The organism is Bradyrhizobium sp. JR4.1 (genome assembly GCF_040548605.1).
GTDB classification, from domain to species: Bacteria; Pseudomonadota; Alphaproteobacteria; order Rhizobiales; family Xanthobacteraceae; genus Bradyrhizobium; species Bradyrhizobium canariense.
In genome coordinates this window covers 50,400-74,542 of sequence record NZ_JBEPRY010000025.1, presented here as the reverse complement: position 1 = coordinate 74,542, position 24,143 = coordinate 50,400, and the positions used below count along the sequence as shown (strand labels likewise).

Sequence of the window (24,143 nt, the reverse complement as noted above, 5' to 3'; positions counted from 1 at the left end):
TGCAACACTTGACGTACGCCGCCGGAAATCGTTGTCTTGAGAAGGATTTTTGTGCTGTGACGTCAGACGCTCCGAGACCGCCGCCGCGCCGTCGCTTCTTCGGCGCTTTCGGACGACGCGAGCTGAAAGGCCTGTTCTGGCAGGCCCTGGTGGTCGGGATCGCAGTCGCGGTCATCGCCTTTCTCTGGTCCAACACGGTCACCAATCTCTCCGCGCGCCGCATTACGACCGGTTTTGCCTTCCTCGGCCGTGAGGCCGGCATGCCCATCTCCGACAGCCTGCTCGCCTACAATCCGAGAGACTCATATCTCTGGGCCTTCGTCGTCGGCATCGCCAACACCCTGCGCGTTGCCGTGATCGGAATCGTGCTTGCAACCATCCTGGGCACGGTGATCGGCATCTCGCGGCTGTCGGCCAATTGGCTGCTGTCGCGGCTCGCCGCGGTGTATGTCGAAACGCTCCGCGACATCCCGCTGCTGCTCCAGCTCCTGTTCTGGTACGTGCTGATGCAGGCGCTGCCGGCAGCGCGCGCGGCATGGCGGCCGATCGAGGGCGTGTTCCTGTCCAATCGCGGGTTGATCCTGCCGGCGATTCCGATCGGGACGCCGCAGCTTTGCGTGCTCGGCGCGGCAGTGTTCGGGCTTGTCGTGTTCTACGTCATCCGGCGGCGGCTCATCGCGCAGCAAATGCGCGACGGCAAGCCGCGGCCGTCCTGGCCTTTTGGACTCGGCTTGCTTGTTGTGCTGCCTGCGGCGGTGTCCGTGCTTCTCGGCGTGTCCTGGACGATCGAATGGCCGGAGTTGCGCGGCTTCAACTTCGTCGGCGGGCTGACGCTCGCGCCGGAATATTTCGCGTTGCTGATCGCGCTCGTCACCTACACCTCGGCCTTCATCGCCGAGATCGTGCGCAGCGGCATCCAGTCGGTGCCGCGCGGCCAGTGGGATGCCGCCAATGCGCTGGGACTGCGCCGGAGCTTCATGCTGCGGCAGATCATCCTGCCACAGGCGCTACGCGTCATCGTGCCCCCAATGACGAGCCAGTACCTCAACCTGACCAAGAACTCCTCGCTCGCGGTGGCGATCGGCTATCAGGACGTGGTCTCGATCGCCAACACGACGTTGAACCAGACCGGGCAGGCGATCGAGGCCATTGCTTTGATCATGGCGGTGTTTCTCACCATCAGCCTCGGCATCAGCTTCTTCATGAACTGGTACAATTCGCGCATCGCGCTGGTGGAGCGCTGACCATGACGGCGATCGCCGACATTCCGGAAGTACCGCGCGCCGCCCGCCGCCCGCAGATCGGCAATCCGGTGCTGCGCTGGCTGCGCACCAATTTGTTCTCGTCTATCCCGAACGGCATTCTCTCGGTCGTGTTGCTGGCAGTGCTCGCAAAGGGCCTCTTTAGCTTCGCGCAGTGGGGCATCGCCAATGCGGTCTGGCTCACCCCGGCGAACGATTCCAGCGCCTGCCGCGCGGTACGCGGCGTCGGTGCATGCTGGGCGATCATCCCCGAGAAATACCGCTTCATCCTGTTTGGCACCTATCCGTTCGACGAGCAGTGGCGGCCGGCGCTGGCGGTGCTGCTGTTCATCGCCCTGTTCTATCTCTCCACCCGCCGCGCCTTATGGCGGCGCGAGCTGGCCTATCTCTGGATCGCCGCTCTCGCGCTGATCAGCATGCTGATGTGGGGCGGCATACTCGGCCTGTCGTTCGTCTCGCAGGACCGTTGGGGCGGCCTCCCGGTGACGCTGATCCTGGCGACCTTTGGTCTGGCTTTCGGCTTCCCGCTCGGCATCCTGGTCGCACTCGGCCGGCGCTCAAAACTGCCGGCGATCCGCTCGCTCAGCGTGCTCTATGTCGAGCTGATCCGCGGCGTGCCTCTGGTCAGTCTGCTGTTCATGGCGAGCGTGATGTTTCCGCTGTTCATGCCGAACGGATTCAACATCGACAAACTCCTGCGCGCGCAGGTCGCGATCATCTTGTTCGCGGGGGCTTATCTTGCCGAAGTCATTCGCGGCGGCCTCCAGGCCGTGCCCCGCGGGCAATACGAGGCCGCCGACGCGCTCGGCCTGTCCTACTGGCGCAAGAACCGGCTGATCGTCCTTCCGCAGGCGATCCGCCACGTCATCCCGCCGCTGGTCAACACCTTCATCGCCTTCTTCAAGGACACCAGCCTCGTCCTGATCATCGGTATCTTCGACCTGCTGACGACGGCCAAGACCGCGATCATCGATCCGGCATGGCAGCAATTCTCCGTCGAAGTCTACATCTTCGTCGCCGCCATCTATTTTGTCTTCTGCTTCGCGATGTCGCGGTATAGCCGGAGCCTGGAGGCGACAAGCGGAAGGTGAGTATCTCTCTTGTCCCGGACAAGGTGCAGCGCGCCGCCGAAGAGGCGCTGCGCCGCGTCCGGGGCACGAGAGTGGGGGCCTAGTTCTTCACCCGCGGATCAATCGGTGTTGTGCCACGCACGCCCAAGATATCCTCCAGCGTCTTCGCGCCGGCGATCACCTGCGCATCAGCGCGCGGAGCCCCGACGACCTGCAGTCCGACCGGCAGGCCCGACGCCGTGAAGCCGCAGGGCAGCGACAGCGCGGGACAGCAGGCGAGCGTGATCGCATAGACGATGCCGAGCCACTCGACGTAATTGTCGAACTTCTTGCCGGCGCATTCGGCGACATAGCGGTGCTCGATCGGGAAGGGCGGCACGATGGTGGTCGGTACCAGCAGCAGATCGTAGCTCTTGAAGAACTCGACCGCACGCGCGGTCATGCCGACGCGCTGCGCCTCGGCGCGTTCGAGTTGCTCGATCGTGAGCTTGAGGCCTTCCTCGATGTTCCAGATCACTTCGGGCTTGAGCAGGTCGCGCTTGGTGCGCAGCAGCTGTGCCTTGCTGATCGCGAAGTCGAACGCGCGCAGCACGTGGAAGCACTCATGCGCCTCGCGCCAGTCCGGATGTGCCTCCTCGACGATGACGCCGGCTTCGGCAAAGCGTTCCGCCGCCTTCCGCGTGATCGCTTTGACTTCGGGATCGACCGGGGTGATGCCGAGATCCGCCGAATAGGCGATGCGCTTCGGTTTGCTGCCTGACTGCGCCGCCGAGAGAAACGAGGTCAACGGCGCCGGCAGCGACAGCGGGTCGGCAGCATAGTCGCCGCTCATGGCATCCAGCAGCAGCGCGAGATCCTCGACGTTGCGGGCCATCGGGCCAACGACGCCGAGATTACGATCGATGGCTGATTTTGGAGTATGCGCGACCCGGCCGATGCTCGGCCGCATCCCCACGACGCCGCAGAAAGCTGCCGGACTGCGCAAGGAGCCGCCCATGTCGGAGCCCTGCGCGAGCCAGGCCATGCCGGTGGCGAGCGCAACGGCTGCGCCGCCTGACGAGCCGGCTGCCGACTTGGACGTATCCCAGGGATTGAGCGTTGCGCCGAACACCTCGTTGAAGGTGTTGGCGCCCGCACCGAATTCCGGCGTGTTGGATTTGGCGTAGACGACCGCGCCGTTACCTTCGAGGTTCTCCACCATGAGGTCGGACTGTTTGGGCACATTGTCCTTGAAGATCGGCGAGCCCTGGGTGTTCAGCACGCCAGCAACGTCGGTCAGATCCTTGATCGGCACCGGCAGGCCTGCGAGTAATCCGCGCGCACCGGCCGGCTTCCGCATCAGCGCCTTTGCGCTATCCCGCGCGCGATCGAAGCACAGCGTCGGCAGCGCGTTGACCTTGCCGTCGACTTCGCCGATACGCTTCTCCAGCACATCCAACAGTTCCAGCGGCGAGACGTCGCCGGACCGCAGCTTGTCGACCACGGCGCAAGCGGTTTCTCGGATCAACTCTTGAGACAACTATTTTACTCCTGTACTTGTTCAAGCGTCATTGCGAGCGCAGCGAAGCAATCCAGTCTGTCAAGGCGGAAAGATTCTGGATTGCTTCGCTGCGCTCGCAATGACGAGATTAATCAACCCCAGCCTGCGCTGATGCCGCCGTCCACCGTGTAGATCACGCCGGACGTGTAGCCCGCGCGATCCGACGCCAGGAACGCCATGAGGTCGCCGATCTCGCGCGCATGCGCAGGCCTGCCGAGCGGCAGGCTCTTCTGGAATTCCTTGTAGCGGCTCTCGTCGCCGAACTGGTGCTTTGCCCGTGTCTTCAGCAGAGTGACGTGACGGTCGGTGCCGACAGGGCCGGGATTGATGCCGACCACGCGGATGTTGTCGGCGAGGCTCTTGCCCCCGAGCGCGCGGGTGAAGGCCATCAGCGCGGCATTCCCGGCGCTGCCGCAAATGTAGTTGGCGTCGAATTTCTCGCCGGCGGCGCCGATATCGTTGACGATCACGCCACCGCCCTTCGCCTTCATCTGCGCATAGATCATGCGCGTGAGGTTGATGTAGCCGAACACTTTCAATTCCCAGGCGTGGCGCCAGGTCGCCTCGTCGATCTTGTCGATGGAGCCGCCGGGAATGTCGCCGGCATTGTTGACGAGCACGTCGATGTCGGCGGCTTCCTTGGCGAGCCGCGTCAAATCCTCGCTCTTGCGCAAATCGACGATGCTCGTGGCGGCATCGATCTGGTGCGCCGAGCGCAAGCGCTCGGCCAGAGCCTTGAGCTGATCGCCGTTGCGGGCGGCGAGGAGGAGATGGCAGCCTTCCTCGGCAAAGGCCTCGGCGGCAGCTGCGCCGATGCCCTTGGACGCGCCCGTGATCAGGACGCGCTTGCCACGCAGATGCAGATCCATGGGAGTCACTCGCAGGAGAGGAACGGGAATAAAATCAGTAGGCGGTCGGCCGCGCCATGGTCAACATTGCAGTGCAGCGTTGCACTGCCGCCGCGTTTGGTCCATTGCAGTGCGGTCAAAAAGGCGGCGGCTGCCGGAGCAATCAAGGACGTTCTCGATGAGCAAGAAACAATACCGGATCGCGGTCATTCCTGGCGACGGCATCGGCAAGGAAGTGATGCCCGAGGGTCTGCGCGTTCTGGAGACCGCGGCGAAGAGGCACGGGGTGTCCCTTCATTTCGATCATTTCGACTTCTCGTCCTGGGACTATTACGAGAAGCACGGCCAGATGATGCCGGACGACTGGAAGGACAAGATCGGCAAGCATGACGCGATCTATTTCGGCGCGGTCGGCTGGCCGGCCAAGATTCCGGATCACGTCTCGCTGTGGGGCTCGCTGATCAAGTTTCGCCGCGAGTTCGATCAGTATGTGAATCTGCGCCCGGTACGGCTGATGCCGGGCGTGCCGTCGCCGCTGGCCAACCGCAAGCCCGGCGACATTGATTTCTGGGTGGTGCGCGAGAACACCGAAGGCGAATATTCCTCCGTCGGCGGCCGCATGTTCCCGGACACCGACCGTGAGTTCGTGACGCAGCAGACGGTGATGACCCGCATCGGCGTCGATCGCATCCTGAAGTTCGCGTTTGAACTCGCGCAGTCGCGGCCGAAGAAGCACCTGACGTCGGCGACCAAGTCGAACGGCATCTCCATCACCATGCCCTATTGGGACGAGCGCGTGGAGGCGATGGCGAAGAAGTTTCCGGGCGTGAAGTGGGACAAGTACCACATCGATATTTTGACGGCGAATTTCGTGCTGCACCCGGATTGGTTCGACGTCGTGGTCGGCTCCAATTTGTTCGGCGACATCCTGTCCGATCTCGGCCCGGCCTGCACCGGCACCATCGGCATCGCGCCATCAGGCAACATCAACCCCGAGGGCAATTTCCCGTCGGTGTTCGAGCCGGTGCACGGCTCGGCGCCCGACATCGCGGGGCAGGGCATCGCCAATCCGATCGGCGCAATCTGGTCCGGCGCGATGATGCTCGAACATCTCGGCGAGAAGGAAGCCGGCAAGTCGATCGTCGATGCGATCGAGCGCACGCTGGCCGAGCGCACGCTCCGCACCAAGGACCTCGGCGGCAACGCCGACACCACGGCTTGCGGCAAGGCGGTCGCGGACATGGTGGATTAAGCAAGCGATCAACCACGGTGTCGTCCCGGCGAAGGCCGGGACCCATTACCCCAGGGAGTAGTTGCGGTACTCGCTGGTAACCGCGAGTCTTCGCCAAACCACTTCCTGTGGTTATGGGTCCCGGATCTGCGCTGCGCTTGTCCGGGACGACACCGGTTTATAATGGCTCAGCCCGCGATCTTCTCGATCGCCGCCTGATCCAGCCCAAACGTTTTCCCAGCCAGCAAAATATCCCGCCAGGTGGTCGGATCGACCGGAATGCCTTCCGCGAGCCGCTTCTTCTTCGTCTCGCGCTCGGGCTCGCCGGCGATCTTCACTTTGTCGATGCCTGGGGCCGGAGGTGAGCCCGTGTGCCATGCGACGAAGCTCTCGACTTCGCGCGCGAGATTCTCGGCGGTGCCGAGCTTGGTCGGATCGATGATGATCGAGAGCATGCCGTTGAGGACGTTGTACTTGCCATCGGACGGACCCTTGACCACCTGCCCGCCGGAGAGCGCGCCGCCGAGGATTTCGCACACCAGCGCGAGTCCCGAACCCTTGTGCTCGCCGAACGGCAGGATGGCGCCGTACGGCGGGATCACGGTGTAGCGCGGATTGGTGGTCGGCTTGCCCTCGTTGTCGATGATGGTACCGGGCTCGAGCTCGACGCCCTTGTTGTGGGCGACGCGGGTCTTGCCCTGCGCGATCCTGCTGGTGGCGAAGTCGAGCACGATGGGGTCCTTGCCCCTGCGCGGGATGCCGACGCAGAACGGATTAGTGCCGTGGCGCCCATCGCTGCCGCCCCAGGGGGCCACGATCGGGCGCGAGATCACGTTGACGAAGTGGATCGAGACCAGCCCATGGTCGATGCATTGCTCGGCCCAGTGGCCGATGCGGCCGATATGGTGCGAGTTGGAGAGGCCGACGAGGCACACGCCGTTGCGCTTGGCCCGCTCGGCCGCCAGCTCCATCGCTTCATGGCCGATCACCTGGCCGTAACCGGTGAGGCCGTCGAGGGTGAGAAGCGGGCCGGTGTCGAGCACGATCTTGACGTGCTGGTTCACGGCGAGGCCGCCCGTGGTGACGCTCTGGACATAGCGCGGGATCATGCCGACGCCGTGGGAATCGTGCCCCTTGAGGTTGGCCTCGACGAGATTGGTGGACACGAGCTCGGCCTCGCGGTCCGTGGAGCCGCCGGCCTTGACGATGGCACTGATGGCTTCGATGAGCGGCTGTGCCTTGATGGTGCGATAGTCGGCCATTGTTGGTGCTCTTATCCCTTTCCAAGATTGCGGTGCGTAGGGTGGGTTAGGCAAAGCCGTAACCCACCTCTTCTGTCTTCGCGAACGTCGAGGGTGGTGGGTTACGCTTCGCTAACCCACCCTACGTTTTCACGATCCGGCGGCAGTGCTCCCACGCCGCATGAATGAGGTTCTCGCTCGCCTCCGGGGTCCGGAACGCCGAATGCGCCGACAACGTTACGTTCGGCAGTTTTGTCAGCGGATGATCGCCGGGCAATGGCTCGATGTTGAAGACGTCGAGGCCGGCATGGCGGATGTGCCCCGACTTCAGCGCATCGATCATGGCGGCCTCGTCGACGACGGCGGCGCGGGCGGTGTTGATGAGGATGACGCCCGGCTTCATCTTCGCGATCATCTCGCGGGTGATCATGCCGCGCGTCTCGTCGTTGAGCAGCAGATGCAGCGATACGACGTCTGCTCTCGCCAACACCGAATCGAGATCGGTGAATTCCACGCCCGGATAGCTCTTCGGCGAGCGGTTCCAGGCGATCACCTTCATGCCGCTGCCCGAGGCAATGCGCGCGACTTCCGCGGCAATACCGCCGAAGCCGATCAGGCCGAGCGTCTTGCCCGTGAGCTGCATGCCGTCTTCGCGCAGCCAGTTTCCGACGCGCATCTCGCGGTCCATCATCGCGATGCCCCGCGCCGAGGCCCACATCAGCGCGATCGCGCATTCCGCAACCGCCGTGTCGCCATAGCCCTTGATCAGGTGCACGGAGATGCCGAGCTCAGCGAGCTCCTCCGGGTTCATGTAGCTGCGCGCGCCGGTGCCGAGGAACACGACATGCTTCAGCCCCGCGCACTTCTTTGCGACATCGGTCGGCAGCGCGGTGTGGTCGACGATCGCGATCTCGGCGCCGTCGAGGATCTCGGGATATTGCTCGGGCTTGATGTCGGGATCCCTGTGGATCCGCACCTTGGGATCGCCCGGTTGCTCCAGCCGCTCCAAGATCACGGCGAGGGCTTCATTGGCGTCGACGAAAACTCCGCGCATGATTCTCTCCGGTCAGGATGCGACGCCGGCGATCGCCAGCACCGTGTGCATGAGGACGTTGGTGCCCGCGGCGCAATCGGGCTGCGTAGCGTCTTCCAGCTCGTTGTGGCTGATGCCGTCCTTGCAGGGCACGAACACCATTGCGGCGGGCATGATTGTGTTGAGATTGCAGGCGTCGTGGCCGGCGCCGGAGGTAATGCGGCGAGAGGAGTAGCCGAGCGTCTTCGCCGCGTTTTCCACCGCTGCAATGAGCTTCGGATCGAAATGCGTCGGCGGCTTGCGCCAGACCAGGTCGATCTTCACCTCGACCTTGCGGCGTGCGGCGATCTCGGCAATCGCGCTACGAAGATCGCGATCGAGCGCGTCCATGATCGCGTCATCCGCGCTGCGGCAATCCATGGTGAAGGCGATCTCGCCGGGAATGACGTTGCGCGAAGGGTTTGCGATCACGGCCTCGCCGATGGTGCCGACTGCCTTCGGCCCGTGCTTCCTCGCAATGGCTTCCATCGCCAGCACGATCTCGGACAGCGTCGCCAGCGCATCGCGCCGCAGCGGCATCGGCGTCGATCCGGCATGACTCTCGAAGCCGGAAATCTTGCCGTCGTACCAAAGCACGCCCTGGCCGGAATCGACCACACCGATGGTCTTGCCTTCGGCCTCCAGGATCGGGCCTTGCTCGATGTGCAACTCGACGAAGCAGCCGAGCTTCTGGAACGCGACCGGTTTGTCGCCGCGATAGCCGATGCCGTCGAGCGCCTGGCCGACGGTGGTGCCATCGGCGTCCTTGCGTGACAGGATGTCGTCAGTGGTGAAGTCGCCGACATAGGCGGCGGAGGCCATCATCGCGGGAGCGAAGCGTGAGCCCTCTTCGTTGGTCCAGTTGACGACGCAGATCGGCGCTTCGGTTTCGATTCCGGCATCGTTCAGCGTGCGGATCACTTCGAGCGCACCGAGCGTTCCCAGGATGCCGTCATACTTGCCGCCGGTGGGCTGCGTGTCGAGATGCGAGCCGATGCCGACGGGCAGCTTCGACATGTCGCGTCCCTTGCGCAGGCCGAACTGCGAGCCGAGCGCATCGGTGTGCACCTCTAAGCCGGCGTCCTCGCAGGCCTTGCGGAACCAGTCGCGCACCAGCTTGTCCTCCGCGCTCAGCGTCAGCCGCCGCACGCCGCCCTTCGCCGTCGCGCCGAACTGCGCGGTCTCGTGGATGGAGCCCCAGAGGCGGGCGGAATCGATTTGCAAATTGGTGGCGGCTCGGGTCATGCGTCAGTCCATCTTAGCTGTCATTCCGCGTTCGCTCTTCGAGCGCCCCGGAATGACGAAAGAAATCCGGCGCCTGTTTCAATGACGCGCCGGCGCGGGCGCGTCAACTGCGAGGCTGCTCTGCGCAATCTGACATGCAAGCTCTGCGACCCGCTCCACCGCCACGACGTCGGGCGAGGCGAGCCAGCTCGCGGTGAATGTCAGCGGCGCGATTTTGAGATCGGTGTCGAGCAGTTGCAACCGCCCGTCTGCGAGCTCGCTCTCGACGATGGCGTCGGGGATCACGGCGATGCCGAGGCCCTCGACCGCCATATGGATCACGGTCGCAAGCGAGGCGGAGGCATGCAGGCGGATCGGCGGCAGCTCCGGCCGGTCGAACACTTCGCGTACGACCTCGTAGGGCCGCGTCTTCCGCGGAAACGTGATGATCGGAAACCGCGCGAGCTCGGCCCGCGTCACCGGTCCATGGCCGAGGCCGAGCGAGGGGCTGGCGAGAAAGCCGATCGGATAGTCGGCGAGGACGCGATTGTGCACGCCGGACGCCGAGAGCGGACCGACGACGAAAGCGAGCTCGATCTCCTGCGCAAGCAGGCGCGCGGTCAGGTTCGGCGTGATGTCGACTTCGATCTCCAGCGACAGGTTCGGATAGACCTCGTTCATGCTCTTCACCAGCCGCGGCAGCCAGGTGTGCACGATGGTCTCGGCGACGCCGAGCCGCATCACGCCGCGCATCGCCGAGCGGTCGCCGATCTCGGCGATCATCGCGGCGCGCAGGCCGATCAGCTTCTCCGCATAGACCATCATCTGCCGGCCGCTCGGCGTCGGCGAGGCCACGCGGTGGTCGCGGTTCAACAGCTTCACCCCCATCTCGCGCTCGAGCTGGGCGATGCGCTGGGAGATCGCCGGCTGGGTGGTGTTGAGGCGTGCTGCGGCGCCGCGAAAGCTGCCGAGCTTCACAACCCAAAGAAACGTCTCGATTGATCTGAAGTCCAGCATTGGAAGGATTTTCCCGTCCGATAAATGAAATTTATCGATATTGATTAGAAAGGAAGATTAGACTTTATAGCACGCGTGGTGTTGGCTTGTCTTTGTCGAGTTTATAGGCAGGTCGATCTCATGACTGTTTTGGTGGCAGTGCAGCAAACTGAAACGCCCGACACCCTCCCGAGCCGCAAGGCGCGGCTCGCCTATCGCGAGGGGCTGGTCGCCTCCACCGCCGGCGTCGCCCCCGGCTTCGTCCAGGGCAATCTGGCGATCCTGCCGGCGGAATATGCCGGCGCCTTCCACCGCTTCTGCCAGCTCAATCCCAAGCCGTGCCCGATCATCGGCATGTCCGATGTCGGCAGTCCGCACATCCCGGCGCTCGGCGCCGATCTCGACATCCGCACCGACGTGCCGCGCTACCGTGTCTGGCGAGACGGCGAAGTCGTGGACGAGCCGACCGATGTGACAAAGCACTGGCGCGACGATCTCGTGACCTTCGTGCTCGGCTGCTCCTTTTCGTTCGAAGAGGCGCTGCTCGACGAGGGCATGCCGATCCGCCACATCGAGCACAATGTGCGCGTGCCGATGTATCGCACCAACATCGCCTGCGGCGAGTCCGGTCCCTTCGCCGGTCCCATGGTGGTGTCGATGCGTCCGTTCAAGCCGGCGGATGCGATCCGCGCGGTCCAGATCACCTCGCGCTATCCGGCCGTGCACGGCGCGCCCGTGCATCTCGGCCATCCGCATCTGATCGGCATCAAGGACATCGCCAAGCCCGATTACGGCGATCCGGTCCCGGTTGGAGAAGACGAGATCCCGGTGTTCTGGGCGTGCGGCGTGACGCCGCAATCGGTCATCAATGCTGCCAGGCTGCCGTTCGCGATCACGCATTCGCCGGGCCTGATGCTGGTGACGGATCTCAAGAACAGGACCATGGCCGTGATTTAGTGGGCAGCGTTTGCTGCTTCTTCGAGCTTTACCGCACCCATCAATCGCTTCATTCGATCAGCCGAAATTCAGTAACAGGGGACTTTGCCATGACGATCACTCGCCGCGACGTATTGTTGGGAGCCACCGCTACGGCCGCGCTCGTGCCGCTGGCAGCGCGCGCACAGACTTCGGAAGTCGTGATCGGCGTGATCTATCCGTTCTCCGGCGGCAGCGCGCAGCAGGGCGTCGATGCGCAGAAGGCCTATGAGACCGCGCTCGAGGTCATCAACAAGGCCACGGATTTCGACCTGCCGCTGGCGAAGGGCGAAGGCCTGCCGGGCCTCGGCGGCGCAAAAGTCCGCCTCGTGTTCGCCGACCATCAGGCCGATCCGCAGAAGGGCCGTGCCGAGGCCGAGCGCCTGATCACGCAGGAGAAGGTCTGCGCCATCATCGGCACCTATCAGAGCGCGGTCGCCGTCACGGTCAGCCAGATCTGCGAGCGCTACCAGATCCCGTTCGTCTCGGCCGACAATTCCTCACCCAGCCTGCATCGCCGCGGCCTGAAATATTACTTCCGCGCCTCCCCGCACGACGAGATGTACTCGGCCGCGATGTTCGACTTCTTCGATGCCTTGAAGAAGAAGGACACCAAGATCGAGACGCTGTCGCTGTTCCACGAAGACACTATCTTCGGCACCGATTCCGCCAATGCCCAGGCCAAGATCGCCGGCGAGCGCGGCTACAAGATCGTCGCGGACATCAAGTATCGCGCCAACTCGCCCTCGCTTTCGGCCGAGGTGCAGCAGCTCAAGAGCGCCAACGCCGACGTGCTGATGCCGTCGAGCTACACCACCGACGGCATCCTGCTGGTGAAGACCATGGCCGAGCTCGGTTACAAGCCGAACGCGATCGTGGCGCAGGACGCCGGCTTCTCCGAGAAGGCGCTCTATGACGCCGTCGGCGACAAGCTCGAAGGCGTGATCTCGCGCGGCACCTTCTCGCTCGATCTCGCGCAGAAGCGCCCGATGGTCGGCAAGATCAACGAGATGTTCAAGACGCGGTCGGGCAAGGATTTCAACGATCTCACCTCGCGTCAGTTCATGGGCCTGATCATCCTCGCCGACGCCATCAGCCGCGCCAAGTCGACGGACGGCGAGAAGATCCGCGACGCGCTCGCCGCCACCGACATCCCGGGCGAGCAGACCATCATGCCCTGGAAGCGCGTCAAGTTCGACGAGATGGGCCAGAACAACGACGCCGACCCGGTGCTGCTGCAATATGTCGGCGGCAAGTTCGTCACCATCTTCCCGCCGCAGGCCGCGATCGCCGAGGCGATCTGGCCGATGAAGTAAGACACGGCGGGCGGGAGCACAGATCGTAGCTCCCGCCCTCATCCTGAGGAGCGGGCGCAGCCCGCGTCTCGAAGGACGAGGGCTGGGCCATCCTTCGAGACGCGCGCGGTGCGCGCTCCTCAGGATGAGGACGTAGTTGGGGGGGACAGACTTTTGACAGCCCAAACCATTATCCAAAGTCTCGCGAGCGGCCTCCTCATGGGCCTGCTCTACGGACTGATCGCCGTCGGCCTCGCGCTGATCTTCGGCCTGATGGACGTCGTGAACTTCGCCCATGGCGAGTTCTTGATGATCGCGATGTATGTGAGCTTCTTCCTGTTCACGTTTTTCGCCATCGACCCCTTGCTGTCGGCGCCGCTGGTGGCCGCTGCCCTGTTCGTATTCGGAGCGGTGGTCTATTTGTTGATCGTGCGCTTCGCCATGCGGGCCAAGGCCAATGCGGGCATGGTGCAGATCTTCTCCACCTTCGGCCTCGCCATCGTGATGCGCGGCCTCGCGCAGTTCTTCTTCACGCCGGATTATCGCAGCGTTCCGCATTCCTGGCTCGGCGGCAAGACGATCTCGATCGCCGGCGTCTTCTTGCCCGAGCCGCAGCTCATGGGCGCGCTGGTTGCGATCCTGGCCTTTGCCGGCCTCTACTTCTTCATCCACCGCACCGATTTCGGTCGCGCGCTGGAGGCCACCCGTGAAGATCCCGGCGCGGTGGCGCTCGTCGGCATCGACAAGAATCGCGTGTTCGCGCTCGGCTGGGGGCTTGGTGCCGCGCTGGTCGGCCTCGCCGGAGCGATCATGGCAAGCTTCTTCTATATCTACCCCGACGTCGGCGCGTCCTTTGCGCTGATCGCCTACGTCACGGTCGCGCTCGGCGGCTTCGGCAGCGTGTTCGGCGCTTTCGCCGGCGGGATCATCGTCGGCCTCGTCGAGGCCACCACCGCGCTGGTGCTGCCACCCTCGCTGAAATCGGTCGGCATTTACGCCGTCTACCTGCTGGTCGTCTTCATCCGGCCGCGCGGCCTGTTCGGATCGATGTGATGGACAAGGATTTTGCCGCGCGGCGCCGCCGCGACCTCATCATCGCCGCGGTGCTGACCGCCCTGGCGGCGCTCGCTCCCCTGTTCATCAAGGACGTCTACGTCCAGAACATCCTGATCCTGACTTTGATGTATGCGGCGCTCTCGCAGAGCTGGAATATTCTCTCCGGCTATTGCGGACAGATCTCGCTGGGACATGCGCTCTATTTCGGCATCGGCGCCTACACCACCGAGCTGCTGTTCACCAAGTTCGGCGTGCTGCCATGGTTCGGCATGCTCGCCGGCGGCGCAGTCGCGGCCGCAATCGCGATGGGGCTCGGCTATCCCTTCTTCCGCCTGCGCGGCCATTATTTCGTGATCGCGACCATCGTCATCGCCGAGATCGGCTTGCTGCTGTTCCAGAACTGGGAATGGGCGGGGGCCGCGATGGGAATCACCATTCCGGTGCGTGGCGACAGCTGGCTGAAATTCCAGTTCATGCGCAGCAAGCTGCCATACTTCTATTTCGCGTTGGTGCTGTGCAGCCTCGCCTGGTTCGTCACCTGGTGGTTAGAGGACTCCAAATGGGGCTTCTGGTGGCGCGCGGTGAAGGACAATCCGGAAGCGGCCGAGAGCCTCGGGGTCGTCGTGTTCAATTCCAAGATGGGCGCGGCTGCCGTCTCCGCTTTCCTCGTCGCCATCGGCGGCGCCTTCTATGCGCAGTTTCTCGCCTATATCGATCCTGAAAGCGTGATGGGGTTCCAGTTCTCGCTGCTGATGGCGCTGCCGGCCGTGCTTGGCGGCATCGGCACCCTCTGGGGGCCCGTGTTAGGGGCTGCGATCCTGATCCCGATGACGGAGCTGACACGCTCCTATATCGGCGGATCCGGCCGCGGCGTCGACCTCATCGTCTACGGCACGCTAATCGTGCTGATTTCGCTCGCCCTGCCGCAGGGTCTGGTGAGCCTGTTCTCTCGTGCGAAGCGGAAGGGAGCCACGCGATGACCCCACTGCTTGAAACCCGCGGCGTCTGGCAGCGTTTCGGCGGCCTCGTCGCCAACAGCGACGTTTCGATTTCGGTCGGCCGCGGCGAGATCGTCGGTCTGATCGGCCCGAATGGTGCCGGCAAGTCCACGCTATTCAATCTCATCGCCGGGGTGCTGCCGCCGACGCAAGGCTCGATCTGGTTCGACGGCGAGGATGTCACCAGCATGCCGGCCGCCGAGCGCTGCCAGCGCGGCGTCGGGCGCACCTTCCAGGTCGTCAAGAGCTTCGAGACCATGACCGTTATCGACAACGTCATCGTCGGCGCTCTCGTGCGCAACACCGTGATGCGCGAGGCACGCCGCAAGGCGCATGAGGTGCTCGAATTCACCGGCCTTGCCGCGCGCGCCAACGTGCTCGCGAGCGACCTCGTGCCGGCCGAAAAGCGCCGCCTCGAAGTCGCGCGCGCGCTTGCGACGCAACCAAAACTTCTGCTGCTGGACGAAGTCCTCACCGGCCTGACGCCGACTGAGGCGCAGACCGGTGTGGCGCTGGTGCGCAAGGTGCGTGACGCCGGCATCACCGTGCTGATGGTCGAGCACGTCATGGAGATCGTGATGCCTTTGGTCGACCGCGCCATCGTGCTCGACCTCGGCAAGGTGCTGGTCGAGGGCAAGCCGACTGAAATCGTTCGCGATCCCAAGGTGATCAGCGCATATCTGGGAGATCGTCATGCTGTCGGTGCGTGAAGTCACGACCGCCTATCAGGGCCTGGTCGCGATCTCCGCGGTCTCGATCGAGGTCCAGAAGGGCGAGATCGTCTGCGTCGCCGGCGCCAACGGCGCGGGCAAGTCGACACTGCTGAAATCCATCGCCGGTGCCGAGCGCCCGCGCTCGGGCACGGTGACGTTCGATGGCAAGCGCCTCGACGGCATGGCGCAGCACCACATCACCGCCACCGGCATCGCCTACGTGCCGGAGAACCGCCGACTGTTTCCGCGCCTCTCCGTGCGAGACAATCTGCGCCTCGGCAGCTATCTCTACCGCGGCGAGGCCGACCGCGAGAGTCCGCTCGATCTCGTGTTCCAACTGTTTCCGCGTCTCTCCGAGCGCCTGGAGCAGCGCGCCGAGACGCTCAGCGGCGGCGAGCAGCAGATGCTCGCCATCGGCCGCGCGCTGATGACGCGCCCGCGGCTGTTGATGCTGGACGAGCCCTCGCAGGGCATCATGCCGAAGCTGGTCGACGAGATCTTCCAGGCCGTGAAACGCATCCGCGACGCCGGCATGACCGTTTTGATCGTCGAGCAGCGCATGGCGGAATGCCTGGAAATCGCCGACCGCGCTTACATCCTGCAAACCGGCCGCGTGCTGATGCAGGGCTCGGCAAGCGAGATCAAAGGCAATCCGGATGTGCGCAAGGCGTATCTGGGGCTGTAGCTGCAAGCACACTGCCGTAGCCCGGATGAGCGAAGCGATATCCGGGGCAAGCGTTCCCGCATGTCGTTGCGCTCATACGGGCTACGATTGCGGGGGCTGTAGCGCCAACCGTCATTGCGAGCGCAGCGAAGCAATCCAGAATCCCTCCGCGGAAAATCTCTGGATTGCTTCGCTGCGCTCGCAATGACGAGGTTAGAGCCGAGCCTAATGCCCGTGCTCCGGCAGCATCAGCCCAAACACCTTCCCCAGATCGTTCACCTGCTCCGGCGACAAATACCGCGGGTTCATCCCGCGCAGCATCAGATACAGCTTCGCCGTCTCCTCCAGCTCCTCCGTCGCGAACACGGCTGCCTCCAGCGTGTCGCCCGCGACGACCGGGCCGTGATTGGCGAGCAGCACGGATGAGTATTTCCCCGCCAGCCCTCTGATCGCATCGGCGACCGCGGGATCGCCGGGGCGGTAATAGGGCACGAGCGCGGTGGCGCCGCATTTCATCAGATAATAGGCCGTCATCGGCGGCAGCGCGGCGCGCGGGTCGATCTCCGGGAGCATCGACAGCGCGACAGAATGGGTGGAATGCAGGTGCACGATCGCTCTTGCGCTCCCGCGCGTGGCGTAGAGCGCATTGTGCAGCGGAACTTCCTTGGTCGGCGCATCGCCCGAAACCAGTCGGCCCTGATCGTCCAGCCGCGACAATTTTGCGGGATCGAGGAAGCCGAGCGAGGCATTGGTCGGCGTCACCAGCCAGCCGCCGCCATCCAGCCTGACGCTGATATTGCCGGAGGAGCCGGGCGTCAGCCCACGTTCGAACAGGGACCGTCCGAAGCGGCAAATGTCTTCGCGCAGCAATGTCTCGTTGCTCATGGCCGTCATGTCCGTTTGTCTCACGCTTTGGCAGCGCGGCCAAGCCGTGTTATTCCGTTGCCAAGCTGCCGCAAAGGGCGGCCCTCCGGGAAACGTCGCAAGGATCAGTTGTATGTCCGCCTCCACGTCACAGAATCAGCGCATCGCCGTCATCGGGCTCGGCTCGATGGGGTCTGGCATGGCGACCTCGCTGAAGCGCGCCGGTCATGTCGTCACCGGCTGCGACGTCTCGGCTGATGCGGTCGCGCGTTTCGTGACGGAGGGCGGCGCCGGCGCCAAGACGCCGGCTGAAGCTGCCAAGGGCGCCGACATCGTCGTCAGCGTCGTCGTCAATGCGGCGCAGACCGAGACGATCCTGTTCGGCAAGGATGGCGTCGCCGAAACCATGGCCAAGGACAGCGTCTTCCTGTCGTCGGCGACCATGGATCCCGACGTGGCGCGGCGTCTCGCCAAGCAGTTGGAGGCGACCGGCCGGCACTATCTGGATGCGCCGATCTCCGGCGGGGCGCAGCGCGCAGCGCAGGGCGAGCTGACAATTCTCGCTTCCGGCAGTCCGGCTGCGTTTGAGAAGGCGCGGCCCGCGCTCGATGCCATGGCCGCAAAGCTCTACGAGCTCGGCGATGCCGCAGGCCAGGGCGCCGCCTTCAAGATGATCAACCAGTTGCTCGCCGGCGTTCATATCGCCGCCGCCAGCGAGGCGATCGCGTTCGCGGCCAAGCAGGGTCTCGATATCCGCAAGGTCTATGAGGTGATCACGGCGTCCGCCGGAAACTCCTGGATGTTCGAGAACCGCATGCCGCACGTGCTCGACGGCGATTACACGCCGCGCAGTGCGGTCGAGATCTTCGTCAAGGACCTCGGCATTATCCAGGACATGGCGCGCAGTGCCAGATTCCCGGTCCCGGTCTCCGCCGCAGCGCTCCAGATGTTCTTGATGACATCAGCCGCCGGCATGGGCCGCGACGATGATGCGTCGGTAGCGCGGATGTATGCGCAGGTCACCGGCGTCAAGCTGCCCGGCGACAAATAGACAAGAGGATTCCCATGCCCCGTTTTGCCGCCAATCTCTCGATGATGTTCACCGAGGTGCCGTTCCCCGACCGCTTCGACGCCGCCGCGGCAGCCGGCTTCACCGCCGTCGAGTTTCTCTTTCCCTATGAGCATCCGGCCGAGGCGGTCGGCGAGCGGCTCAAGCGCAACGGCTTGACCCAGGCGCTGTTCAACCTGCCGCCGGGCGACTGGAATGCCGGCGAGAAGGGTTTTGCGGCACTTCCGTCGCGATTCCCCGAGCTCAAGGCGAGCCTGGAGACCGCGCTGCCCTACGCCAAGGCGACCGGCGTCAAGCGGCTGCATTTGATGGCGGGCATCGCCAACCGCGGCGAGCGCGTCGCGATCGAGGCGTTCTACAAATCGGTGACGTGGGCCGCCGAGTTCTTCGCGCCGCACGGCATCGACATCGTGCTCGAGCCGATCAATGCGCGCAACGTGCCCGGCTATTTCCTCAACGATTTCGGCTTCGCGCGCGACCTGATCCAGGAGCTGCGGCTTCCGAACCTGAAACTCCAGTTCGACATCTATCACTGCCAGATCATCCATGGCGACGTCACGATGCGGCTGCGCGAGATGATGCCGGTGATCGGCCACATTCAGATCGCCAGCATCCCCTCGCGCAACGAGCCTGACGGCGAGGAGCTGAACTATCCGTTCCTGTTCGACGAACTCGACCGGCTCGGCTATGCCGGCTTCGTCGGCTGCGAATATAATCCGCGCGGCAAGACCACCGACGGCCTTGCCTGGTTCAGGCCTTATGCGGGAGTGAAGCCGTGACACTTGCAGCGAAAATATCTCTTGGCTGCATTGCCGACGACTACACCGGCGCCTCCGACCTCGCCAACACGCTGACGCGCGCCGGCCTGCGCACGGTGCAGACCATCGGCGTGCCCGCGGACGATCTCGCGCTGCCCGAAGTCGACGCTGTCGTGGTGTCCTTGAAGAGCCGCTCGATCGAGGCCGGCCTTGCCGTGTCGCGCTCGCGCGCGGCTGACAAATGGCTGCGCGGCCGTGGCGCCGGCCACGTGCTGTTCAAGATCTGCTCGACCTTCGATTCCACTGATGCGGGCAATATCGGCCCCGTGATGGACGCGCTGCGCGCCGATTGCGGCGAGGCGACCGTGCTGGTGACGCCGGCCTTCCCGGAGACCGGCCGCACCGTCTACCAGGGCAATCTGTTTGTCGGCGCCGTGCCGTTGAACGAGAGCCCGCTGAAGGACCATCCGCTCAATCCGATGCACGATTCCAACCTGGTGCGCGTGCTGGCGCGCCAGAGCAAAACGCAAATCGGCCTGGTCGATCTCGCCACCGTCACGCGCGGCGCGGATGCCGTGCGGACGCGGCTCGCCGAACTTGCGGGCAAGGGCATTGGCGCGGCGATCATCGACGCCGTGTTCGACCGCGACCTTGAGACCATCGGCCTCGTCGCTGTCCAGCATCGGCTGTCGGTCGGCGCCTCCGGCATGGGCCTTGGGCTGGCGCGGGCGCTGGTGGCGACAGGCAAGGTCACATCGACAGCGGCGAGCAGCGAGGCGGGGGCGGCGGTCGGCGGATCGGCGGCGTGCCTTGCCGGAAGCTGCTCGCAGGCGACGCTTCAGCAGGTTGCCAATGCCGAGCGTGTCATGCCGGTGCTGCATCTCGATCCGGGCCGTATTACTACGGGCGAGGACGAGGCGCAGCGCGCGCTGGCCTGGGCGAAACCGCGACTGGCCGACGGTCCGGTCCTGATCGCATCGAGCTCGACGCCGGATCAGGTCGCCGCGCTCCAGGCGCGCCATGGTCGCGACGCGGCCGGTCACGCCATCGAGCAGGCGATGGCCGATATCGCCGAGGGTCTGGTGCTGGGCGGGGTGAAGCGCCTGGTCGTCGCCGGCGGGGAGACATCCGGCGCCGTGGTCGACCGGTTGAAGATTCCCGGATTTCTCGTGGGAGTAGAGATCGCAGCCGGCGTCCCGGTGCTGCGTGCAGTCGGTGCTGAAAAAGGCGACATGTTGCTCGCCTTGAAGTCCGGAAATTTCGGCGGCGCGGAGTTTTTCTCCGACGCGCTTGGGCTCATGCGCTGAGCGCAGGGCATTCTTAGCTGCCTGTTCATTTGTTTCAGGCTCGGTACTCGTGCGGAGTCGTTATTAACATCTGCTCAGGTGCTCTGGTGTTTGATTTCGGTACTGCTCCTTTTGGTTGATTCGTAAAATTCCGGACGCGCCGCCGCGCCAGCACAAAGAGACCCGATTATGCTCGCCACCATTTCCATTCGCGCCAAGATCATCAGTGTCGTGGCGTTCCTGCTGGTCGCGATGGCCGGCATGGGTCTGCTCGCCGTCATGAAGATGCGGTCGATGAATGCCAATACCACCGAAATCACGACGAGCTGGATGCCCAGCGTGCGGGTGCTGGGCGAGCTCCGGGCATCAGTCATCACCTACCGCAACGTGGTTCGTCAGCACATGCTGTCGGAAACCCTTGAAGACAAGCTCGCCAACGAGAAGACGGCCGGCACCGTCATCGAGGCACTGGCCAAGGCGCGCAAGAGCTACGAGCCGATGATCACCTCTCCGGAGGAACGGAAGCTCTACAACGATTGGGCCAAGCTCTGGGACGACTATAAGAAGGGCACCGAAGACGTCATGGCGCTCTCGCGCAAGGAGGCCGGCAAGGTCCCGCATGAGGCCCAGGAGCTGAACACCAAGACGGTCAACAAGATCGGTCTCGAGGCGGACGCGATCCTGACGAAGGACATCGAGCTCAATACCAAGGGCGGAGACCAGGCCGCGCAGGACGCTGCGGATAGCTACAATTATGCCTTCATGCTGGTCTCGATCATCCTCGGCGCGGCCGTCGTCGTCGGGATCGGCGTCGGCTTCTACCTGGTCCGGGACGTCTCCAGCGGCATCAACTCGATCATCGAGCCGATGCAGGCGCTGGGCAAGGGCGAGCTTTCCGCCGAGGTTCCGCATCGCGGTGAGAAGACCGAGATCGGCGCCATGGCCGACGTGCTCCAGATCTTCAAGGAAGCGCTGATCGCCAAGAAGGCCGCCGACGAAGCCGCCGCGGCCGATGCCGAAGCCAAGATCGAGCGCGGCCGCCGCGTCGACAACATCACCCGCGATTTCGAAACGATGATCGGCGAGATTGTCCAGACCGTGTCGTCGGCCTCGACCCAGTTGGAGGCCTCCGCCTCGACGCTGACCTCGACCGCCGACCGCTCCCAGCGGCTGGCGACCACGGTTGCCGGAGCGTCGGAGGAAGCCTCGACCAACGTGCAGTCGGTCGCCTCGGCGACCGAGGAGATGGCTTCATCGGTAAGCGAGATCAGCCGCCAGGTGCAGGAATCGGCGCGGATGGCGGGCGATGCCGTCGGCCAGGCGCGCTCCACCACCGAGCGCGTCAGCGAACTCTCGAAGGCGGCTTCGCGCATCGGCGACGTCGTTGAGCTCATCAACACCATCGCCGGCCAGACCAACCTGCTGGCGCTGAATGCGACCATCGAAGCCGCACGTGCCGGCGAAGCCGGCCGCGGCTTTGCGGTCGTCGCCTCCGAGGTGAAGGCGCTCGCCGAGCAGACCGCGAAGGCGACCGGTGAAATCGGCCAGCAGATCTCCGGCATCCAGGCGGCGACCAACGACTCGGTCGGCGCCATCAAGGAGATCTCGTCGACCATCGAGCGTCTGTCGGAGATTTCCTCGGCGATCGCGGCGGCCGTGGAAGAGCAGGGCGCCGCGACCCAGGAGATCGCCCGCAACGTCCAGCAGGCGGCGCAGGGCACCCAGCAGGTCTCATCCAACATCACCGACGTGCAGCGCGGCGCAACCGAGACCGGCACGGCCTCCTCGCAGGTTCTGTCGGCGGCACAGATGCTGTCCAACGACTCGGGCCGGCTCAAGACCGAGGTCAGCAAGTTCCTGACCAACGTTCGCGCGGCGTAGCTACGTCCGCGCGGCGTAACGACGGACGCGCGAGGTGTAAACTCCCGCGTCAAAATCCATTGACGAACGAGCGGCGCCTCAAGCGCCGCTCTTTTTTTTCGAGCGCCGGTAGCCTGATGTCGGTAGCAGGTACCATCATGTGGGTTCCGCGGAAGTGGACGGGTTGCCTCCTTCATCGATAGTTAAATTCGGCTTACGAGAATGGTCACAAGGACCGCCGGTAGCAGCCCTGATTGGAATCGCCGCTCATTTCATCCAACTTTTGGGGCTCGCATGCGCAAGAACTTACCCGTCACCGATGTCGAATATTCCGTCAGCGATGAGACGCTGATCGTCTCCCGGACTGACCTCAAGGGCAAGCTCACCTACTTCAATGACGACTTCCTTGCTGCAGCCGGCTTCACGTCCGCGGAGCTGATGGGCCAGCCGCACAACATCGTCCGTCACCCCGACATGCCGCCGGAGGCATTCGACAATCTCTGGGACACGCTGAAGGCCGGCAAGCCGTGGCTCGGCGCGGTGAAGAACCGCCGCAAGAACGGCGATTTCTACTGGGTGCTGGCGACGGCATCGCCCATTCGCGAGAACGGCCAGGTCACGGGCTTTACGTCGATCCGCACCAGATTGCCGGCCGATCAGCGCAAGCTGGCCGAAGAGGTCTACGCTGCAATCCGCGAGAAGAAGCCGCATGGTTATCGCGTTGACGCCGGCATCATCCGCCGCCGCTCGCTGCTCGACCATTTTGCGATCTTCACCAGAACGCTGAAGGCGCGCCTGGTCACCACGATGGCGCTGCAGCTGCTGTTCGTGCTTGGGCTTGGCATCGGCGGCGCGCTCTCGACCGGCGGCACGACCAGCCTGAGCCTGGCGCTGCTGGCCGTCGCCGGCGCTGCCGTCCTCGGCTTCGCCGGCTTGACGACCATGCGCGCCGTCCAAGGCCCTATGCAGCAGCTCAACGAAACCTTGGTCAACCTCGTCCAGGACAAGCTGGACAACCGCATCCTGATCCAACGTGACGACGAGATCGGCGAGGCGCTGCGCAACCTCCAGACCGTGCAGACGATCATCCGCTTCAGCCGCGACGAGGTGCAGGCGGTGCAGCGCCGTGCCGAGGGACAGCGCAAGGCCGACATGACAAAGCTTGCCGACGGCTTCGAGGCCGCGGTCGGCGAAATCGTCGAGACCGTGTCCTCGGCGGCGACCGAACTCGAGGCGTCGGCCTCGACGCTGACCTCGACCGCCGGTCGGGCGCAGGAATTGGCGACGGTGGTCGCGTCCGCCTCGGAAGAAGCCTCCACCAACGTCCATTCAGTGGCGTCGGCCGCCGAAGAGATGTCCTCCTCGGTGCGTGAGATCAGCCGGCAGGTGCAGGAATCCGCCCGGATCGCCGGGGAGGCCGTCAGCCAGGCGCAATCCACCACCGAACGGGTCAGCGAATTGTCGCGGGCGGCGTCCCGGATCGGCGACGTCGTCGAGCTCATCAACGCCATTGCAGGTCAGACAAATCTGCTGGCGCTGAATGCGACGATCGAGGCGGCTCGTGCCGGCGAAGCCGGCCGCGGCTTTGCGGTCGTTGCCTCGGAGGTGAAGGCGCTCGCCGAGCAGACGGCCAGGGCCACCGGCGAAATCGGCCAGCAGATCGGCGGCATCCAGACGGCCACGCAGGAATCGGTAGGTGCCATCGGCGAGATCAGCGGCACGATCGCCCGCCTGTCGGAAATCTCCTCGGCGATTGCGGCGGCGGTGGAGCAGCAGGGTGCGGCGACCCAGGAGATCGCTCGCAACGTGCAGCAGGCGGCCCAAGGCACCCAGCAGGTGTCGTCCAATGTCGGCGAGGTCCAGCACGGTGCTTCCGAAACCGGCTCGGCGTCCTCGCAAGTGTTGTCGGCCGCCCAGATGCTGTCGCGCGACTCGAGCCGCCTCAAGCTCGAAGTCGGCAAGTTCCTGGACTCGGTCCGCGCCGCATGAGGCGGCCGCATGGCCGCAGTGCGTGTTCCGCAGTGCGGTAGCACGGAAGTGAATGCAGGAAGCCGCCGGAGATTGGTGTTTCCGGCGGTGCTCGGGTAAAGGGAGGAAGGGATCCCCGTGGGGGCGGATTCC

At 64.5% G+C, this 24,143-nt stretch carries 22 protein-coding genes; 14 read left to right on the top strand and 8 right to left on the bottom strand.

Going from position 1 to position 24,143, the window contains the following annotated elements:
* The first annotated feature begins 56 nt into the window (after window positions 1-56).
* Together ABIB90_RS33670 and ABIB90_RS33665 are read left to right on the top strand one after the other, a co-directional pair.
* Window positions 57-1,244: an amino acid ABC transporter permease gene (locus ABIB90_RS33670; protein WP_219682667.1), complete on the top strand. Its 1,188-nt coding sequence runs from the start codon at window positions 57-59 to the stop codon at window positions 1,242-1,244.
* A 2-nt stretch (window positions 1,245-1,246) separates the two neighbouring features.
* Window positions 1,247-2,353, top strand: a complete 1,107-nt coding sequence (locus ABIB90_RS33665) for an amino acid ABC transporter permease (protein WP_354162940.1) — start codon at window positions 1,247-1,249, stop codon at window positions 2,351-2,353.
* 79 nt (window positions 2,354-2,432) lie between these two features.
* On the opposite strand, the gene ABIB90_RS33660 is transcribed toward ABIB90_RS33665, so the two are convergent.
* From ABIB90_RS33660 to ABIB90_RS33650, 3 genes are all read right to left on the bottom strand, one after another.
* Complete coding sequence (locus ABIB90_RS33660) at window positions 2,433-3,851, bottom strand: amidase (protein ID WP_354162937.1); 1,419 nt, start codon at window positions 3,849-3,851, stop codon at window positions 2,433-2,435.
* 113 nt (window positions 3,852-3,964) lie between these two features.
* A complete protein-coding gene (locus ABIB90_RS33655; RefSeq protein WP_027568933.1) occupies window positions 3,965-4,741 on the bottom strand; it encodes an SDR family oxidoreductase in 777 nt (258 codons plus the stop codon).
* A gap of 5 nt (window positions 4,742-4,746) precedes the next feature.
* Window positions 4,747-4,887, bottom strand: a complete 141-nt coding sequence (locus ABIB90_RS33650; protein WP_198288235.1) for a hypothetical protein — start codon at window positions 4,885-4,887, stop codon at window positions 4,747-4,749.
* A gap of 11 nt (window positions 4,888-4,898) precedes the next feature.
* Here ABIB90_RS33650 and ABIB90_RS33645 point away from each other — a divergent pair, with 11 nt between their 5' ends.
* Window positions 4,899-5,972, top strand: coding sequence for a tartrate dehydrogenase (locus ABIB90_RS33645; RefSeq protein WP_007593753.1), 1,074 nt, complete (start codon window positions 4,899-4,901; stop codon window positions 5,970-5,972).
* Window positions 5,973-6,139: 167 nt separating this feature from the next.
* On the opposite strand, the gene ABIB90_RS33640 is transcribed toward ABIB90_RS33645, so the two are convergent.
* The 4 genes from ABIB90_RS33640 to ABIB90_RS33625 all read right to left on the bottom strand — a co-directional run bounded on the left by ABIB90_RS33640 (window position 6,140) and on the right by ABIB90_RS33625 (window position 10,505).
* Complete coding sequence (locus tag ABIB90_RS33640; protein WP_354202227.1) at window positions 6,140-7,213, bottom strand: malate/lactate/ureidoglycolate dehydrogenase; 1,074 nt, start codon at window positions 7,211-7,213, stop codon at window positions 6,140-6,142.
* Window positions 7,214-7,334: 121 nt separating this feature from the next.
* On the bottom strand, window positions 7,335-8,246 hold the full coding sequence (locus ABIB90_RS33635; protein ID WP_354202226.1) for an NAD(P)-dependent oxidoreductase: 912 nt from the start codon (window positions 8,244-8,246) through the stop codon (window positions 7,335-7,337).
* A 12-nt stretch (window positions 8,247-8,258) separates the two neighbouring features.
* Window positions 8,259-9,509, bottom strand: a complete 1,251-nt coding sequence (locus tag ABIB90_RS33630) for a Zn-dependent hydrolase (protein ID WP_354162921.1) — start codon at window positions 9,507-9,509, stop codon at window positions 8,259-8,261.
* 78 nt (window positions 9,510-9,587) lie between these two features.
* A complete protein-coding gene (locus tag ABIB90_RS33625) occupies window positions 9,588-10,505 on the bottom strand; it encodes a LysR family transcriptional regulator (protein ID WP_007593745.1) in 918 nt (305 codons plus the stop codon).
* 120 nt (window positions 10,506-10,625) lie between these two features.
* On the opposite strand from ABIB90_RS33625, the gene ABIB90_RS33620 reads away from it, so the two are divergent.
* From ABIB90_RS33620 to ABIB90_RS33595, 6 genes are all read left to right on the top strand, one after another.
* Window positions 10,626-11,441, top strand: a complete 816-nt coding sequence (locus ABIB90_RS33620) for a putative hydro-lyase (protein WP_354202225.1) — start codon at window positions 10,626-10,628, stop codon at window positions 11,439-11,441.
* An 89-nt stretch (window positions 11,442-11,530) separates the two neighbouring features.
* On the top strand, window positions 11,531-12,775 hold the full coding sequence (locus ABIB90_RS33615) for an ABC transporter substrate-binding protein (RefSeq protein ID WP_354202224.1): 1,245 nt from the start codon (window positions 11,531-11,533) through the stop codon (window positions 12,773-12,775).
* 153 nt (window positions 12,776-12,928) lie between these two features.
* A complete protein-coding gene (locus ABIB90_RS33610; protein WP_007593739.1) occupies window positions 12,929-13,807 on the top strand; it encodes a branched-chain amino acid ABC transporter permease in 879 nt (292 codons plus the stop codon).
* On the top strand, window positions 13,807-14,790 hold the full coding sequence (locus tag ABIB90_RS33605; protein ID WP_007593738.1) for a branched-chain amino acid ABC transporter permease: 984 nt from the start codon (window positions 13,807-13,809) through the stop codon (window positions 14,788-14,790). Before ABIB90_RS33610 ends, ABIB90_RS33605 begins: the two co-directional genes overlap by 1 nt.
* Window positions 14,787-15,518 carry an ABC transporter ATP-binding protein gene (locus tag ABIB90_RS33600; RefSeq protein ID WP_354162913.1) on the top strand — a complete coding sequence of 244 codons (732 nt, stop codon included), beginning with the start codon at window positions 14,787-14,789 and terminating at the stop codon, window positions 15,516-15,518. The genes ABIB90_RS33605 and ABIB90_RS33600 overlap by 4 nt, the downstream gene beginning before the upstream one ends.
* Window positions 15,502-16,206 carry an ABC transporter ATP-binding protein gene (locus tag ABIB90_RS33595; protein WP_354162910.1) on the top strand — a complete coding sequence of 235 codons (705 nt, stop codon included), beginning with the start codon at window positions 15,502-15,504 and terminating at the stop codon, window positions 16,204-16,206. Before ABIB90_RS33600 ends, ABIB90_RS33595 begins: the two co-directional genes overlap by 17 nt.
* A gap of 204 nt (window positions 16,207-16,410) precedes the next feature.
* On the opposite strand, the gene otnC is transcribed toward ABIB90_RS33595, so the two are convergent.
* Window positions 16,411-17,079: a 3-oxo-tetronate 4-phosphate decarboxylase gene (gene otnC / locus ABIB90_RS33590; RefSeq protein ID WP_007593729.1), complete on the bottom strand. Its 669-nt coding sequence runs from the start codon at window positions 17,077-17,079 to the stop codon at window positions 16,411-16,413.
* Window positions 17,080-17,182: 103 nt separating this feature from the next.
* Here otnC and ltnD point away from each other — a divergent pair, with 103 nt between their 5' ends.
* The 5 genes from ltnD (at window position 17,183) to ABIB90_RS33565 (ending at window position 24,011) form a co-directional block, all read left to right on the top strand.
* Window positions 17,183-18,100: an L-threonate dehydrogenase gene (gene ltnD / locus ABIB90_RS33585; protein WP_354162905.1), complete on the top strand. Its 918-nt coding sequence runs from the start codon at window positions 17,183-17,185 to the stop codon at window positions 18,098-18,100.
* A gap of 14 nt (window positions 18,101-18,114) precedes the next feature.
* Window positions 18,115-18,897 (top strand): 2-oxo-tetronate isomerase, encoded by a 783-nt coding sequence (otnI, locus tag ABIB90_RS33580; protein ID WP_354202223.1) that lies wholly within the window; start codon window positions 18,115-18,117, stop codon window positions 18,895-18,897.
* Window positions 18,894-20,183: a 3-oxo-tetronate kinase gene (gene otnK / locus ABIB90_RS33575; protein ID WP_354202222.1), complete on the top strand. Its 1,290-nt coding sequence runs from the start codon at window positions 18,894-18,896 to the stop codon at window positions 20,181-20,183. Before otnI ends, otnK begins: the two co-directional genes overlap by 4 nt.
* 168 nt (window positions 20,184-20,351) lie before the next feature.
* Entirely contained in the window at window positions 20,352-22,043 is a 1,692-nt protein-coding gene (locus ABIB90_RS33570) for a methyl-accepting chemotaxis protein (protein WP_354202221.1), read from the top strand.
* Window positions 22,044-22,316: 273 nt separating this feature from the next.
* Window positions 22,317-24,011, top strand: a complete 1,695-nt coding sequence (locus ABIB90_RS33565) for a methyl-accepting chemotaxis protein (protein ID WP_354202220.1) — start codon at window positions 22,317-22,319, stop codon at window positions 24,009-24,011.
* Window positions 24,012-24,143: the final 132 nt, after the last annotated feature.